14 protein-coding genes are annotated in these 14,692 nt (G+C 72.0%); 6 read left to right on the top strand and 8 right to left on the bottom strand.

Features of this window, described 5'->3' with window-relative positions; genetic code table 11:
• Positions 1-22: 22 nt before the first annotated feature.
• Positions 23-1,372, top strand: coding sequence for an FG-GAP-like repeat-containing protein (locus KME79_RS12155; RefSeq protein ID WP_219544517.1), 1,350 nt, complete (start codon positions 23-25; stop codon positions 1,370-1,372).
• 16 nt (positions 1,373-1,388) lie between these two features.
• Here the strand turns inward: KME79_RS12155 and KME79_RS12150 are convergent, their stop codons facing one another.
• The 3 genes from KME79_RS12150 to KME79_RS12140 form a co-directional block, all read right to left on the bottom strand.
• Complete coding sequence (locus KME79_RS12150) at positions 1,389-2,897, bottom strand: alkaline phosphatase D family protein (protein WP_219544516.1); 1,509 nt, start codon at positions 2,895-2,897, stop codon at positions 1,389-1,391.
• Positions 2,898-2,981: 84 nt separating this feature from the next.
• The gene (locus KME79_RS12145; protein ID WP_219544515.1) at positions 2,982-3,560 is read right to left on the bottom strand and encodes an HAD family hydrolase; all 579 of its coding nucleotides are present in this window, start codon (positions 3,558-3,560) and stop codon (positions 2,982-2,984) included.
• Complete coding sequence (locus tag KME79_RS12140) at positions 3,557-4,363, bottom strand: hypothetical protein (RefSeq protein ID WP_219544514.1); 807 nt, start codon at positions 4,361-4,363, stop codon at positions 3,557-3,559. Before KME79_RS12140 ends, KME79_RS12145 begins: the two co-directional genes overlap by 4 nt.
• A 168-nt stretch (positions 4,364-4,531) precedes the next feature.
• On the opposite strand from KME79_RS12140, the gene arfB reads away from it, so the two are divergent.
• Positions 4,532-4,939 (top strand): alternative ribosome rescue aminoacyl-tRNA hydrolase ArfB, encoded by a 408-nt coding sequence (arfB, locus tag KME79_RS12135; protein ID WP_148032495.1) that lies wholly within the window; start codon positions 4,532-4,534, stop codon positions 4,937-4,939.
• Here the strand turns inward: arfB and KME79_RS12130 are convergent, their stop codons facing one another.
• From KME79_RS12130 to KME79_RS12120, 3 genes are all read right to left on the bottom strand, one after another.
• Complete coding sequence (locus KME79_RS12130) at positions 4,940-5,473, bottom strand: NADPH-dependent FMN reductase (protein ID WP_219544513.1); 534 nt, start codon at positions 5,471-5,473, stop codon at positions 4,940-4,942.
• 83 nt (positions 5,474-5,556) lie between these two features.
• Positions 5,557-7,536, bottom strand: coding sequence for an ABC1 kinase family protein (locus tag KME79_RS12125; protein ID WP_219544512.1), 1,980 nt, complete (start codon positions 7,534-7,536; stop codon positions 5,557-5,559).
• Positions 7,537-7,560: 24 nt separating this feature from the next.
• Positions 7,561-8,484: an acyl-ACP desaturase gene (locus KME79_RS12120; RefSeq protein ID WP_219544511.1), complete on the bottom strand. Its 924-nt coding sequence runs from the start codon at positions 8,482-8,484 to the stop codon at positions 7,561-7,563.
• Between the two features lie 81 nt (positions 8,485-8,565).
• On the opposite strand from KME79_RS12120, the gene KME79_RS12115 reads away from it, so the two are divergent.
• Positions 8,566-9,066, top strand: a complete 501-nt coding sequence (locus KME79_RS12115; RefSeq protein WP_219544510.1) for an NUDIX domain-containing protein — start codon at positions 8,566-8,568, stop codon at positions 9,064-9,066.
• Here the strand turns inward: KME79_RS12115 and KME79_RS12110 are convergent.
• Positions 9,029-9,673, bottom strand: a complete 645-nt coding sequence (locus tag KME79_RS12110; RefSeq protein WP_219544509.1) for a hypothetical protein — start codon at positions 9,671-9,673, stop codon at positions 9,029-9,031. The two genes, KME79_RS12115 and KME79_RS12110, sit on opposite strands and share 38 nt — an antisense overlap.
• Before the next feature lie 5 nt (positions 9,674-9,678).
• Positions 9,679-10,434 (bottom strand): HAD-IIA family hydrolase, encoded by a 756-nt coding sequence (locus tag KME79_RS12105; protein ID WP_219544626.1) that lies wholly within the window; start codon positions 10,432-10,434, stop codon positions 9,679-9,681.
• A 100-nt stretch (positions 10,435-10,534) separates the two neighbouring features.
• Here KME79_RS12105 and KME79_RS12100 point away from each other — a divergent pair, with 100 nt between their 5' ends.
• From KME79_RS12100 to KME79_RS12090, 3 genes are all read left to right on the top strand, one after another.
• Positions 10,535-11,746: a M20 metallopeptidase family protein gene (locus KME79_RS12100; RefSeq protein ID WP_148032501.1), complete on the top strand. Its 1,212-nt coding sequence runs from the start codon at positions 10,535-10,537 to the stop codon at positions 11,744-11,746.
• Positions 11,727-12,704, top strand: coding sequence for a zinc-dependent alcohol dehydrogenase family protein (locus KME79_RS12095; RefSeq protein ID WP_219544508.1), 978 nt, complete (start codon positions 11,727-11,729; stop codon positions 12,702-12,704). Before KME79_RS12100 ends, KME79_RS12095 begins: the two co-directional genes overlap by 20 nt.
• A gap of 163 nt (positions 12,705-12,867) precedes the next feature.
• The gene (locus KME79_RS12090) at positions 12,868-14,691 is read left to right on the top strand and encodes an ABC transporter substrate-binding protein (protein ID WP_219544507.1); all 1,824 of its coding nucleotides are present in this window, start codon (positions 12,868-12,870) and stop codon (positions 14,689-14,691) included.
• Position 14,692: the final 1 nt, after the last annotated feature.

The raw sequence follows: 14,692 nt of genomic DNA, 5'->3' as shown, positions 1-14,692 counted from the left end.
TGGGCGCGGCATGACTTGAGGTGTGAATGTTCTGCTCTCCGCGTGCCTGATTCTTCCCCTCGTCACCGGTACGGGCGCGGCGCTCCCGGCGTGTTCCGGCGCCCCCTCCGACTTCGACGGCGACGGCCGTCCGGACCTGGCCGTGGCCGCCCCGTACGACGACCGGCGGGCCGGTTCCGTGACCATCCTGTACGGGTCGGGACGCGAACAGCGGCTGGCCCAGGACGAGCCCGAGCCGGGTGACGCGTTCGGCGCGTCGCTGGCCGTGGGCCACTTCGACGGCGACCGGTGCGCCGACCTGGCGGTGGGGGTGCCGGACGAGTTCCTCGGCGACCGGGTGCCCGGCGCGGACGGGAACGGGGTGGTGCAGCTCTACCACGGCTCCCCCGGCGGGCTGCGGCCCGGTGAGGAGCTGTCGCTGGACGAACCGTCGAGCGACCGGTTCGGGGCGTCGCTGGCCGCCGGCGACTTCGACGGCGACGGCCGGGACGAGCTGGCCGTGGGCGCTCCCGGGCGCGGCCGAGGCGGCGGGGTGACGGTGTTCTGGATGAAGGGGCGCGAACCGTACCCGATCACCCAGCGCACCGGCTGGGTGCGGCAGGCGGCGCGGGCCACCGACGGGTGGGGCGAGACGCTCGCCGCGGGCGACTTCGACGGTGACGGGCGCGACGAGCTGGTGGTGGGCGCGCCCGCCGACACGGTCACGAAGGACGGCCAGGGCTCGGTCACCGTGCTGGACCCGCGCCGGCGGCGGGCGCTGCGGCTGACCCAGAGCTCGCCGGGGGTCGCGGGCTCGGCGGAGAAGTGGGACGCGTTCGGCGCGGCGCTGGCGACCGGCGACTTCGACGGCGACGGGCGCGACGACCTGGCCATCGGCGTCCCCGGCGAGGGGCTCACCGCCGGGCAGCGGGCGATGGACTACGGCGACGGCGCCCTGCACGTGGTGTACGGGACCCGGAACGGGCTGCGCGGCGCCCGGTCGGAGATGTGGACGCAGCGGCTCCTGAAGGGCGAGCCGCGCTACTACGACCGGTTCGGCGCGTCGCTGGCGGCGGGCGACCTCGACGGCGACGGGGACGACGAGCTGGCGGTGGGGGTGCCCGGCGAGGACTCGGTGCAGGTGATGCCGGGCTCGCCGCGGGGCGGCCTGTCCCGGTACGGGGACGTACGGATCAAGGAGAAGGGCAGCACGGTGTCGGTGCTGCCCGCGCCGGGCGAGGGGCCCGCCACGCTGGTGGTGGCCGCGCCGGGCAGGGGCGTCGTGACGTCCCTGCCGGGGAGGCGCGGCGAGGGGGCGGCGCCGCGGTTCGGCAGGGCGCGCGAGATGGGCTCCGGCGAGGGGTTGTACGGATACGCGCTGGGCGCCCGGTGACCGGCGGCCCCGGCGTTCAGGCCGCCTCGGCCGGGATGGTGGTGCGGTGGGACGTGCGGGCGGGGGCGCCGCGGCGGGAGACGTAGTCGAGGGTGCGGAAGTCGACCGACAGCTCGTCGCCCGTCAGCCGGGCCATGAGGTACCCGCGCCGCTGGTCCATGTACGAGATGTGCGGGTTCTCCGCGAGGGACTCGGCGATCCAGGTGCGGTCGCGGTAGCCGTCGCCGTCGCTGGCGATCGAGGTGGCGATCAGTTCGCGGGCCACCACGGGCGCGTCCGGGTCGTCGAAGTCGGTCTTGAGGTCGGCCAGGTGGTGCATGTGGGCGTCGCCGGTGAGGACGACGGGGTTGGCGGTGGCTGACAGGGCGTTCAGCACGCGGGTGCGCTCGGGGGCGTAACCGTCCCAGGAGTCGAGGTTGACGTCCCGTCCCGGGCCGGCGCGGAAGTCGCGGTGGGTCATCATGATCTGCTGGCCGAGCAGGTTCCAGCGGGTGTCGGAGCCCTGGAGGCCGTCCTCCAGCCAGCGCCACTGGCCGTCGCCGAGCAGGGTGCGCCCGGTGGACAGGCGCTCGTCGCAGCCGGAGCGCACGCCGTCGCCGCAGGCCTGGTCGTCGCGGAACTGCCGGGTGTCGAGCAGGTGGAAGCGTGCGAGCGAGCCCCAGGAGACGCGCCGGTTCACCTGGATGGCGGCGCCGCGCAGGCTGCCGCGGCGCAGCGGCATGTTCTCGTAGTAGGCGCGGAAGGCGGCGGCCCTGCGCCGGTCGAAGGCGGGGGCGCCGGTGCTGGAGACGGGGCCGGCCCAGTTGTTCTCCACCTCGTGGTCGTCGAACGCCACGAGCCAGGGCGCGGCGGCGTGCGCGGCCTGGAGGTCGTGGTCGCTCTTGTACTGGGCGTGCCGCAGCCGGTAGTCGGCCAGGGTGGCGCACTTGCCGGGGGTGTGGGTGCGGACCCGCTTCCCGGACAGCGCGGTGTAGCCGCTCGGCGCGTACTCGTACAGGTAGTCGCCGAGGAACACCACCAGGTCGGGTTCCTGCTCGGCCAGGCGCCGGTAGGCGGTGTAGAAGCCGTGCTCGAAATGGGCGCAGGCGGCGACGGCGAAGGCCAGCGGCGTCTCCACGCCGGCGGCGGGCGTGGTCCTGGTGCGGCCCTCGGGTGAGAGCCGGCCTTCGGCGCGGAAGCGGTAGAAGTACTCCCTGCCCGGGTCCAGGCCCTCGACCTCGACGTGCACGCTGTGGGCGTCGCGGGCGCGGGCGGTGACCGTACCGGAGGTGACGATCTCGGAGAAGCGCTCGTCGGCGGCGAGCTGCCAGCTGACGTCGACGTCGCGGGAGGGCATGCCGCCGAGGCCGGCGCCGCCGAGCGGGTCGGTGGCCAGGCGGGTCCAGAGCACGACCCCGCCGGGGGACGGGTCGCCGGAGGCGACGCCGAGGGTGAACGGGTCGGCTCTGAGCGTTCTGGGCGACGTGCCGGCCCGCGGGGCGAGGAGGCCCGCGGCAGCCGCGGTGAGGAAGGATCTGCGGTCCACGCTCCAGGTATGTCCGCACCCGCTGACCAGGCCGTGAAAGCGGCGTCAAAGGGGGATGAACAACACCCGTCGCCCTCCTCCGGCTCACTCCAGGTGGGCGCGGAGGGCCGGGGCGCCGGTGTAGCGGACCGCCCGCATGCCGGCCGCGCGGGCGCCCTCGACGTTGTCCTCGCGGTCGTCGACGAAGAGCACGTCGGCGGGGTCGGCCGCGAGCTCGGCGGCGACGTGCTGGTAGATCCGCCGGTCGGGTTTGACCAGGCCGAGCCGGGCGCTGTAAAAGCGGTGCGGGATGGCGGCGATCCAGGGCAGCTCGTCCAGGGCGTCGGCGACGCAGGCGGGCGCGTTCGACAGCAGGGCGACGTCGCGGCCCCGCTCCAGCAGCTCGCGCAGGATCGCCAGGGAGCCCTCGTCGGGGTGCGACCAGCTGGCCGCGTCCATGGCGATCAGCCGGTCGAGCTCGGCCGCGGACAGGGGCCGGCCCGCGGCCTTCGCCCAGTACTCGGCCGGGCCGAGGGCGCCCCGGTCGAACTCCAGCCGGTGGGCCCAGTATTCACGCAGGAACTCGGCGGGGTCGGCGCCGGCGGCACGGGCCATGGCCTCCGCCTCGGCGACCGGCTGGGCGAGGGACAGGACGTTGCCGTAGTCGAAGAGGATCCATCTCATCCGAGGAATGGTCGCAGATGCGGCCCGAGCGCCGGGCAGCCGAGGTACTTCTCGGCGGTGTGGAAGTCGATCCAGTCGAGGTTGACCAGCTCCTCGGCGTCGACGCCGGTGAAGCAGCCGGCCAGCGCGGGCGGGATGGCCGCGATGTCGTCCTTGTCGGCGATGTTCACCCAGCGCCGCACGCCCTTGGGCCGCTCGCCGCGGCCGTTGACCGGGGCGGGCAGCAGCCGCTCGAAGATCACCTCACGCATGCCGAGCGGGCTGCCCAGCGTGATGAGCAGGTCCGTCTCCAGGTCGGGATACGCCCAGAAGGTCTCGTACGTGACGACGCTGCCGAGAGAGTGGGCGATGACCACCCTGGGCCGGTTACGGCGGATGGTGTCGGCGACCGCCCCCCGGACCCGTTCGCGCCTGCCCTGGTCGGTGAGGTACGCGGCGACCTCGGGGGCGAACAGCTCGGCGAACGCGGCCGAACGGCCCTCCAGCCGGGACAGCACCCAGGCGGTGAACGACCTCAGGGTGCCGGTGACGTACTCGCCGAAGCCGAGGTTCGCGGCCCAGCCCGCCGCGTCGCCGCGGGCGGCCCGCAGCGGGGCCGGGCGCGTTGCGGCGGGGTCGCGGAGCAGGTGGGAGAAGTACGCGACCTCGCTGAAGTACGTCCTGGCCGGGCCGCCGAGCGAGGCGTGCAGGTAGCGGTCCCACTTCTCCCGCATGGCCGTGGCCGCCCCGGCGGCGGACCCGCCCGCCCTGAGGTAGTAGTCGTACTTGCCGATGCCGTGCACGCCGACGATGCCTGCCGTCATGACTCCCCCAGGTGATGGATGCGCGATAGTGGCATACGCCGCTTGCGGGGCGCCGTCAACCCCGCGGAATCACGCACATACCGGGGATGTTGGAGGTATGACAGGAAATGTCGTTGCCCGGCACACTCGCCCGTCTATACGTTGACCGTGCACAGAGGAAGGATCGTCATGCCCGCCACGCTGGTCGTCAACGACTCGGTCGTCATCCCCGACGCCGAGCTCGTCTGGCGTTTCTCCCGGTCCTCGGGCCCGGGCGGGCAGGGGGTCAACACCACCGACAGCCGGGTGGAGCTGACCTTCGACGTGGCGTCCAGCACGGCGCTGCCGCCCGCGCTGAAGGCCCGCGCCCTGGAGCGGCTCGGCTCGCCGACGATCACGATCGCCGCCTCCGAACACCGTTCCCAGCTCCGCAACAGGGAGGCCGCGCAGCAGCGGCTGGCCCAGCGGATCCGTGAGGCCATCGCGCCGCCGCCCAAGCGCAGGCGCCCCACCAAGCCGACCCGCGGCTCGGTCGAGCGCCGCCTGGCGGGCAAGAAGCAGCGCTCCGAGGTGAAGCGGCTGCGCCGCGACCTCTGATCAGACCGACAGCACCGGTTCGCGCAGGTGCGCCTGGCACAGCTGCCCGACCGTCTCGCACACCTGGGCGCGCAGGTCGCGGGCCCACAGCCGGCCGTCGTCGTCGAAGTGCGGGCACACGGGCGAGATCACCAGCTCGGACCCGACGGCCACCGCCCCCGCGCCCATCAGCTCCTTGTACAGCTCGGCCTGCGCCCACATGGCGCCGCACGCGCGGGCGCTGGCGCACATGACGGCCACGTGCTTGCCGTCCAGCACGCCGGCCCGCGCCATCCAGTCGAGGGCGTACTCCAGCTCCACCGGCAGCAGGCTGTGCTCGGGCGCGGTGAGCACCAGCGCGTCCGACCCCGCCACCAGCGCGAGCAGCTCGCGGACCACCGAGGGGGCCGGTCCCGGCTCGTGCGGGGGCACCTCGTGCAGGCGGGTCCACGCCTCGAGATCGGCGCCCGGCGGCAGTTCGGCCCGGATGGCGTCGAGGAGCCGGTTGACGTACGAACCCGCGTGGAGGCTGGCGGCGATCCCGATGATTTTCACCCACTGCTCCCCAAGGGGTCTTGTGTACGGCTGATGGGTCAGAAACCTGCCCGATGCCGTGGTTGTCCAAGACCATCCCTAAGTCAAGAGGATGTGCGTTTCGCCGGAGTGTCCCGGGGGCGGCGGAAGATCAGAATCAGCACGCGCAGGACGAGCACGGCGCTGATCACCAGCAGGTTGTAGCCGATGAGCTGGAACAACGTCATGCCCAGTTCCTCGCTGGCCACCGGCCCGCCGTCGACGCCGAGCAGGATGACGGCCATCAGCCCGGCGGTCGCGCCGAGCACGGTGAGCAGCACCTGGTGCAGCAGCCCGGTCAGGAAGCCGCGGTCGCGCTCGTCGGCCAGCAGCCGGACGTTGAGGCCGAGCCTGCCGTGCTCGGCGGCGCTGGCGATGCGCTCCACGCGCCGCGGCAGGCGGCGCAGCATCGGCAGCAGGGCGGCCAGCTCCTGCGCGGCCGCCTCCTTGAGGTTGCCGCCGTCGAACTGCTCGGACAGGTAGCGGCCGGCGAAGGCGCGGGCCTCGCTCATCAGGTCGAATCCGGGTGAGAGCCGCACCAGCGTGCCCTCCAGCGTCGCCAGCGCCCTGAAGACGGCGGCCACCTCGGGCGGGATCGAGAGCCCGTACGAAGAGACGATCTTGAACAGGTCGGTGAACATCCGCACGCTGTCGAGGCCCGGCCCCAGGTGCTTGGCCATGAACTGGCCGAGCGCCCGCTCCAGCGCCGGCTCGTCGATGTCCTCCGGCCTGGGCACCACCTCCAGCAGGGCGTCGGTCACCGCGAGCGGGTCCTGCCGGTTCATGGCGAGCAGGAAGCGCTGCAGCGCGGCGCGGGCGGAGGCGTCGAGGCGGCCGACGGAGCCGAAGTCGAGCAGGCCCAGCGTGCCGTCGTCGAGCAGCATGAGGTTGCCCGGATGCGGATCGGCGTGGAAGACGCCCTCGACGAGGATCTGCCGCAGCAGGCAGTCGAGCAGGTCGCGGGCCAGGCGGGGGCCCTGCTCGGGGGTGGCGGCGGTGACGGGCTTGCCGACCAGGCGCTGCATGACCAGGACCCGCTCGGTGCAGAGCGCGCCGACCGGCGTGGGATAGGTGATGCCGCCGCCGTCCGAGGCGGCGACGGCGGCCATGTTGGCGGCCTCGACGCGGAAGTCCAGCTCTTCCCTGATCGCCACCGCGAACCCCTCGGCCAGGTCGCGCACGCCGAGCCCGCGGCCCCACCGGGTGCGTGACTCCAGGGTGACGGCCAGGCGGCGGACGATGTCGAGATCCCTGGCCACGGTGCGGCCGATGCCCGGCCGCCGCACCTTGACCACGACGTCCTCGCCGGTGCGCAGCCGGGCGGTGTAGGCCTGCGCGATCGAGGCGGCGGCGAGCGGCGTGCGGTCGAAGGCGGCGAACACCTCCTCGACGGGCCCGCCCAGCTCGGCGCGGAGCACCGGCTCGACGAGCTCCCACGGCTCGGCCGCCACCTGGTCCTGCAGCCGGCCCAGCTCCTCGATGAACTCGGGCGGCAGCAGGTCGCGCCGGGTCGACAGCACCTGCCCCAGCTTGACGAAGGTGACGCCGCCGTCGTCGAGCGCGAGCCGCAGCGAGCGGGCCAGCCGCACGGCGCCGGTGTGGTCCTCCGGCCGGTCGCCGCGCCCGCGCAGGTACGGGCCGAGCCCGTGTCTGACGGCGATCCGGGTGATCTCGGAGTAGCGCCTGGCCCGCGACAACCGGCCGCGCAGCGACCTGACCAGCTCCAGCGGGCCGGGGATCGACCCCGTGGGCACCAGCGCCTCGGCGACGACCAGGATGACCATCGGGATGAGCACGATGCACATCACGACCAGGATCAGCACCCACAGCGGGCCGAGGCCCACGTCCCGCGTGCCGTCCATCTGCGGGAAGGGGCTCAGGATCGGCGTGGTCAGCGGCCCGGCCAGCGAGAACGCCAGGAGGGCCGCCAGGAAGGTGCGCACCGCGCCGAACCGGACGCCGAGCAGACGCTGGGCGGCCGCGGCCAGCGCGATCACCATGACGATCGTGACGACCGCGACGACGAGCGTGACGGGGAGATCCATGGGGACGAATCATCCCATGCTGGATCAGCCTCTGGCTCGGGCCCTGCGCTCCTCGCGGCGGGCGACGAACCGGGCGGCCGTCTCGTCGGTCCTCTGCAGGAACTCCGACAGCTCCTCGCGGGCCCGCTCGCCCTCGGGGCCGAGGCCGGTCTTGTCGAACACGGACCACTGCCGCAGCACCGGCATGAGCACGTCGTCGAGGTGGAGGCGCAGGTCGTAGATGCCCTCGTGGGCGATGGTCATCGCCATGCGGGTGAAGCCGGCGATGTTGGAGCCGGGCATCTGGAAGGTGGTCACCACGTCGGTGACGGCCCGCATGGTCTGGTCGGGGTCGAGCTCGAAGGCCGCCTTGAGCAGGTTGCGGTAGAAGAGCATGTGGAGGTTCTCGTCGGCGGCGATGCGGGCGAGCAGGCGCTCGCAGCCCTCGTCGCCGGAGGCCGTGCCGGTGTTGCGGTGCGCGATGCGGGTCGCCAGCTCCTGGAAGGAGACGTAGGCGAGCTGCTGCAGCATCGTGCCGTAGTCGGTCATGAAGCCGCTCTGCATGTGGGCCATGCGGGCGCGCTCCAGCTTGACCGGGTCGACGGCGCGGGTCACGGTCAGGTAGTCGCGGATCGCGGTGCCGTGGCGATCCTCCTCGGCCGTCCAGCGGTGCACCCACGTGCCCCAGGCGCCGTCGCGGCCGAAGGTGGTGGCGATCTCGTGGTGGTAGCTGGGCAGGTTGTCCTCGGTCAGGAGGTTGACGATGAGCGACACGCGGGCCGGCTCGGGCAGCTTGGAGTCGTCCTCCTGCCAGGCCTCACCACCGTAGGGGCCGTCGAAGTCGCGCCCCTCGCTCCACGGAACGTACTCGTGGGGGAACCACTCCTTGGCCATCTTCTCGTGGCGGTCGAGCTCACCTGCCACGATCGGCTCGAGCTCGTGGAGCAGTTGCGTCTGCGTCATCGGCATGAAGGGATCCTCTCCTCCTCAAGGTTACGGCACCGTAGGTTAGGGTACCCCAGCGACGCCCAGGTGAAATATGGTGTCCTCATGCGACCCAGCGTCCGGGGCCTGCTCCTCGACGACGACGAGCACCTGGTGATCTTCCGCCGCACGGTGCCGGGCCGCGCCGTCTACTGGTCGGTGCCCGGCGGTCACGTCGAGCCCGGCGACGCCACGCTCGAAGACACCCTCCGCCGCGAGCTGCTGGAGGAGCTGGGCGCGACCGTCTCGGCCGTGACACCGCTGACCACGGTCAGCTACCCATGGGAGGGCGGGGTGAAGACCCAGCACGTGTACGGGTGCCGCCTGGTGGCGATGGACCCCGCGCTGCGCCACGGGCCCGAGCTCGACGACCCGGGCCGGGGCGCCTACGAGGTGGAGCGGCTGCCGCTGGAGCGTAAGGAGATCACCTCGCGTCACGTGGTCCCCGAGGCGGTGGCCGACTATCTGTCCGGCCACATCGAGGCGCTGCCCCGGCTCATCGAGGATCGTCCCCCCGCCGGCGCGGCCGTCAGCGACGGTCCTCGATCTCCCACAGATGGTCGATGACGTGCCAGGCGAGGCGGCGCCGGGCGTAGGCGGGCGGCCAGGCGGTCTCCACCGGCGGCCGCCACGGGCGCGAGAGCACCTCGGCCAGCTCGGCGCGGAGCGCGTCCACGTCGGCGCGTGACCGGTAGGGCTTGTGCCGCACCCCGACCTGCCGGGCGTAGGCGCGCTCGGAGTCCTGCACGTGGTTCACCATCTTGGTCAGGTCGCGCCCGCCGCCGCGCGGCCCCTTGCGCAGCTCTTCCGGAGACTGCCCCGCGACCTCGTCGAAGAGCTCCCAGGCGGCCCGCAGCAGCGCCACCTCGCGCCGGGCGGTCTCCTCGCCGACCGGCTCCAGGTCCTGCTCAGGGACGGTCTCGGGAGCGCCGAAGTCGGTCGTCGTGCCGCCGCGCACCCGGGCGACGACCTCGGGCTCGCCGGGGTCGAAGGCCAGGCCGGCCCGCTCGGCGATCACGCGGTAGCGCGGGGCGTACTCCATCAGCCGGTCGATCGCGGCCTCCCCGCCCTTGGCCACCCGGCACCAGCCGGGCCAGGCGAACGAGCAGGCGAAGACCTTCTTCGGCCCTTCTTCCAGGTAGATCCGGGTCATGGCGGCAAGCCTGCCACCCATACCTGTCAGTCTCCGGCAGGTTCCACCAGATCGACGAGGTCGGCGACCGAATCGACGATGAGCGACGGGCGGAAGGGGAAGCGGTCGACCTCGTGACGCTGGGTGACGCCGGTCAGCACGAGGATGGTGAACAGCCCGGCCTCCATGCCGCACACGATGTCGGTGTCCATCCGGTCGCCGATCATCGCGGTGGTCTCGCTGTGGCCGCCGATCTCGTTGAGCGCGCTACGCATCATCCGCGGGTTGGGCTTGCCGACGAAGTACGGCTGGACCCCGGTGGCGCGGGTGATCATGGCCGCGACGGCGCCGCAGGCGGGCAGCGACCCCTCGGTGGACGGGCCGATCGGGTCCGGGTTGGTGGCGATGAACCGGGCGCCGCCCTCGATGAGCCTGATCGCGCGGGTGATCTGGGTGAAGCTGTAGGTACGGGTCTCGCCCAGCACGACGTAGTCGGGGTCGAGGTCGGTGAGCACGTAACCGGCTCCGTGCAGGGCGGTGGTCAGCCCGGCCTCGCCGATGACGTAGGCGGAGCCGCCGGGCCGCTGGTCGTCCAGGAACTGGGCGGTGGCCAGCGCGGAGGTGTAGATGGACTCGGCGGGCACGTCGAGTCCGGCCGCGGCCAGCCGCACCGACAGGTCGCGCCGGGTGTAGATGGAGTTGTTGGTCAGCACCCGGAACCGCTTGGAGGAGTCGCTGAGCCGCTTGATGAAGGTGTCGGCACCGGGCACCGGCCGCCCTTCGTGCACCAGGACCCCGTCCATGTCGGACAGCCAGAAGTCGATCCGCTTACGCTCGGTCACCGGATCATCCTAGCGAGTGCGGCATATCGACTTCTCAACCGGTGCATGAAGAATGTGACTCATGTCGTTCACCGAAGCCGCACAGGACATGCGGGACGAGCTCGTCCGGCTGCGCCACTCGCTGCATACCACGCCGGAGATCGGCCTGACGCTGCCCCGTACCCAGGAGAAGGTGCTGGCGGCCCTCGACGGGCTGCCTCTGGAGATCACCCTGGGCAAGGCGCTCAGCTCGGTGACCGCCGTCCTGCGGGGTGGCCGGCCGGGACCGGCCGTGCTGCTGCGCGGTGACATGGACGCGCTGCCCGTCGCCGAGCGCAACGACCTGCCGTACATCTCCCAGGTCGAGGGACGGATGCACGCGTGCGGGCACGACCTGCACACGACCATGCTGGCAGGCGCGGCGCACCTGCTGAGCGCGCGCCGCGAGGAGCTGGCCGGAGATGTGATCTTCATGTTCCAGCCGGGCGAGGAGGGGCAGCACGGCGCCAGGCACATGATCGAGGAGGGGGTGCTGGACGCCGCCGGTGACCGGCCGGTGGCCGCGTACGGGATGCATGTCGTCTCCTCGATCCTGCCGGCGGGCGTGTTCGCCTCGCGGCCGGGGCCGATCATGTCGGCGGCCGACGTGTTCGAGGCCACGGTGAAGGGGCGCGGCGGGCACGGTTCCACCCCGCACCTGGCGCGTGACCCGATCCAGGCCGGGTGCGAGATGGTGACGGCGATGCAGACCATGGTCACCCGGACGTTCGACGCGTTCGACCCGGTGGTGGTGACCGTCGGCAGCTTCCACGGCGGGTCGGCCGACAACGTCATCCCGGACGAGGCAAGATTCGAGGCGACGGTCCGGACGTTCAGCGCGGGCAACCGGGCCCTGGCCAAGCGGCGCCTGGTCGAGGTGGTGGAGTCCATCGCGGCGGCGCACGACCTGAAGGTGGAGGCGTCGATCCGCATGGGCTATCCGGTGACGGTCAACGACGCCGCCGAGGCGGCGTTCGCGGGCGCCGCGGTGGACGAGCTGTTCGGTCCCGGCCGCTACGTCGTCGCGCCGAATCCGGCCATGGGGTCGGAGGACTTCTCGTACGTGCTGCAGGAGGTGCCGGGGACGTTCGTGTTCCTGGGCGCCTGCCCGCCCGGCCGCGACCCGGCGACCGCGCCCTACAACCACTCCCCCGAGGCGCTGTTCGACGACTCCGTGCTGCCCGACGGGGCGGCCCTGTACGCCTCGCTGGCCCACAGGCGTTTGGCGGCGGCCGATGCGGGCCTGGGCGGTTGACCGGCCGGGGCCTATCGCGTCCCGGCCGCTGGTCATGGTGGAGCGCCCGGTGCCCGAGCCGGGCCCGGGCGAGGTGCTGGTGCGGGTGGAGGTGTGCGGCGCCTGCCGCACCGACCTCCACCTGGCCGAGGGCGACCTGCCGCCCCACCGGCCGCTGACCACGCCCGGCCACCAGGTGGTCGGGCGGGTGGTACGGCCCGACGGCGGCGACGGGGAGCGGGTCGGGGTGGCCTGGCTGCGCTCGACCTGCGGGAGGTGCCGCTACTGCCGGCGCGGCGTGGAGAACCTGTGCCCGGAGTCCACGTACACGGGCTGGGACGCCGACGGCGGCTTCGCCGACTACCTGACGGCGCCGCGCGACTACGTCTACCCGCTGCCTGACGACGTGCCGGCCGAGCGGCTGGCGCCGCTGCTGTGCGCGGGCATCATCGGCTACCGCGCGCTGCTCCGCAGCGACCTGCCCGAGGGCGGGCGGCTGGGCATCTACGGGTTCGGCGCGTCGGCCCATCTGACCGCGCAGGCGGCCATCGCCATGGGCGCGGTCGTGCACGTGGTCACCCGCGCCGCCCGTCACCGGGAGCTGGCGCTCGAACTGGGCGCGGCCTCTGCCGGGGACCGGCCGCCCGAGCCGCTCGACTCGGCCATCCTGTTCGCGCCGGTCGGCGACCTGGTGCCGCCCGCGCTGGAGGCGCTGGACCGGGGCGGCACGCTCGCCGTCGCCGGGATCCACCTGAGCGACATCCCGCCGCTTGACTACGACCGCCATCTCTTCCGGGAGCGGACGCTGCGCAGCGTCACGGCCAACACCCGGGCGGACGGGCGCGCGTACCTGGAGCTCGTGCGCGAGCACCCGCCGCAGGTCAGTAGCGTGGCATACACGTTCGAAGAGGCCGGCAGGGCGCTCTCGGACATCGCGCGCGACCGGGTCAAGGGCGCCGCCGTCATTCTCGTGGGCTGACGAGCCCGAGGCCTGTGGAGACAAACGCCGTCACGAGCACCCATGAAGGAAAGTTACATTAGCCTCACAACCACTGGAGATTATTGACGCACTCACCGCCTGACCGTAGGGTCCGGTCAATCCCACAGATCCTCATCAGGTCCGAACTTCCCCGGAGCGGTACATGAAGCGACTAGCAGCTGTAGTGGCGTTGCTGGGCCTTACCGCCGTCACAGCAGCGTGCAGTGGCAGCGGCACCCCCACCAATCAGTCCTCTTCGGGCGGCGGTGGCGGCGGGCTCTTCACCACGATCGACGTGAACAGGCCGGGCATCGACGCGAGCGGCCCCGCGAACCCGTACAACCCGAAGGGCAACTCCTTCCTCGGGTACAACGCGATGAAGCTCGCATGGGTCAAGAACCACCTGACCGACCCGAACCAGTTCTACCCGGGCATCGCCGAGAGCTGGGAGATCGCCCCGGACAACTCCGCGATCACCATCAAGCTGCAGCCGAACAACAAGTGGTCCGACGGCAAGCCGGTGACCGCCGAGGACGTCAGGCTGTCCATCGGCATCGCCTACACGCAGGGCAGCACCGCCTTCGCGATCACCCCCGGCGCGGCGGGCGCGGCGGCCGACGTCGAGGTCGTCGACGACAAGACGGTCAAGGTCACGCAGGACATGACCAACCCCAGCAGCAAGTTCGCCCGCGGCGTGCTCGACACCTTCGTGGCCCCCGCGCACATCTGGGGCAGCGTGCTGCCGGCCGACTTCTGGGACAAGCTCAAGGCCTCGCGCGGTGAGGGCGCGGACGCCGAGAAGGCCCGCGAGGAGATCACCGCCCTGGGCGAGAAGATCATCACCTTCGCCCCCGAGAAGGACGTCTCCGCCGGCCCCTTCATCCTGGAGCGGGTCAACCCCGGCGAGGCGCTGCTGGTGAAGAACAAGGAGTTCTACAACGCCGCCAACGTCGCCCCGGACCAGGTGAAGTTCCTCAACTACACCGGTAACGAGCAGATCTGGAACTACCTGATCTCCGGCAAGCTGGACCACGCGGGCTTCACCGCGGCCCCGGCCGACGTGATGAACCGGATCAAGCAGGCGCCCGGCACCAACATCATCAAGGGCTTCTCGCCGGTGGCCGTCGGCATGGCGTTCAACCAGACCAAGAAGCCGTACGACAACGTGCACGTGCGCCGCGGCCTGGCCTACCTGATCGACCGCGCCGAGGTCACCAAGGTCGCCTCGCCCGAGGGCGGCAACGCCGCGGTGACCACCTCCGGCATCCACCAGAAGCCCGCCCAGGAGTGGCTGGGCGCCGAGCTGAACAGCCTGGAGCCGTACAACCCCGACCCGGCCAAGGCCGAGGAGGAGTTCAAGCAGGCCGGGCTGCAGAAGAAGGACGGCAAGTGGGCGCTGGCCGACGGCAGCCCCTGGAAGGTCACCATGACCGCCCCGTCCGGCTTCTCCGACTGGATCTCCGCGCAGGAGAACATCAAGGGCCAGCTCGTCGAGGCGGGCGTGGACGCCGAGGTCGTCACCGTCGCCGACTACCCGCTGTACCTGGAGGAGATCGCGGCCGGCAAGTACGACGTCGGTTTCTGGCTGATCGCGCTCGGCCCCGCGCCGTACGACATCTACCAGCGTCTCTACGGCGCCTCCAACGGCTGGACCAACGTGGCAGGCAAGATCAAGCACGCCGAGCCGGGCAAGAGCGGCAACTGGATGGGCGGCGCGGAGAAGGTCGAGGTCGACGGCACCGAGATCAACCCGGGTGAGCTCACCGGCAAGCTGAACTCGGTCAGCGCCGAGGAGGCCAAGCCGATCATGCTCCAGCTGGCCAAGGCCGCCAACCAGGACCTGCCGGTCATCCAGCTGTGGGACTACGTGAACACCCAGTTCACCAACACGAGCCGGTTCACCGGCTTCCCCGAGCAGGAGAGCGACCTGCTCCGCCTGCCCGCCGGAGTCTGGATCCAGCTCGGCATGGTCAAGAAGACTCCGTAGG

Source organism: Nonomuraea harbinensis (genome assembly GCF_019396385.1).
Taxonomy (GTDB): Bacteria; Actinomycetota; Actinomycetes; order Streptosporangiales; family Streptosporangiaceae; genus Nonomuraea; species Nonomuraea ferruginea.
This window is presented reverse-complemented; position numbering and strand designations above follow the sequence as displayed.

Bases quoted from the DNA above. Each gene is read 5' to 3' on its own strand.
- KME79_RS12125 (WP_219544512.1), bottom strand. From the start codon at position 7,536: ATGGATCTCCCCGTCACGCTCGTCGTCGCGGTCGTCACGATCGTCATG.
- KME79_RS12095 (WP_219544508.1), top strand. From the start codon at position 11,727: ATGCGGGCCTGGGCGGTTGACCGGCCGGGGCCTATCGCGTCCCGGCCG.
- KME79_RS12090 (WP_219544507.1), top strand. From the start codon at position 12,868: ATGAAGCGACTAGCAGCTGTAGTGGCGTTGCTGGGCCTTACCGCCGTC.
- arfB (WP_148032495.1), top strand. From the start codon at position 4,532: ATGCCCGCCACGCTGGTCGTCAACGACTCGGTCGTCATCCCCGACGCC.
- KME79_RS12140 (WP_219544514.1), bottom strand. From the start codon at position 4,363: ATGACGGCAGGCATCGTCGGCGTGCACGGCATCGGCAAGTACGACTAC.
- KME79_RS12115 (WP_219544510.1), top strand. From the start codon at position 8,566: ATGCGACCCAGCGTCCGGGGCCTGCTCCTCGACGACGACGAGCACCTG.
- KME79_RS12120 (WP_219544511.1), bottom strand. From the start codon at position 8,484: ATGCCGATGACGCAGACGCAACTGCTCCACGAGCTCGAGCCGATCGTG.
- KME79_RS12145 (WP_219544515.1), bottom strand. From the start codon at position 3,560: ATGAGATGGATCCTCTTCGACTACGGCAACGTCCTGTCCCTCGCCCAG.
- KME79_RS12100 (WP_148032501.1), top strand. From the start codon at position 10,535: ATGTCGTTCACCGAAGCCGCACAGGACATGCGGGACGAGCTCGTCCGG.
- KME79_RS12105 (WP_219544626.1), bottom strand. From the start codon at position 10,434: ATGGACGGGGTCCTGGTGCACGAAGGGCGGCCGGTGCCCGGTGCCGAC.
- KME79_RS12110 (WP_219544509.1), bottom strand. From the start codon at position 9,673: ATGGGTGGCAGGCTTGCCGCCATGACCCGGATCTACCTGGAAGAAGGG.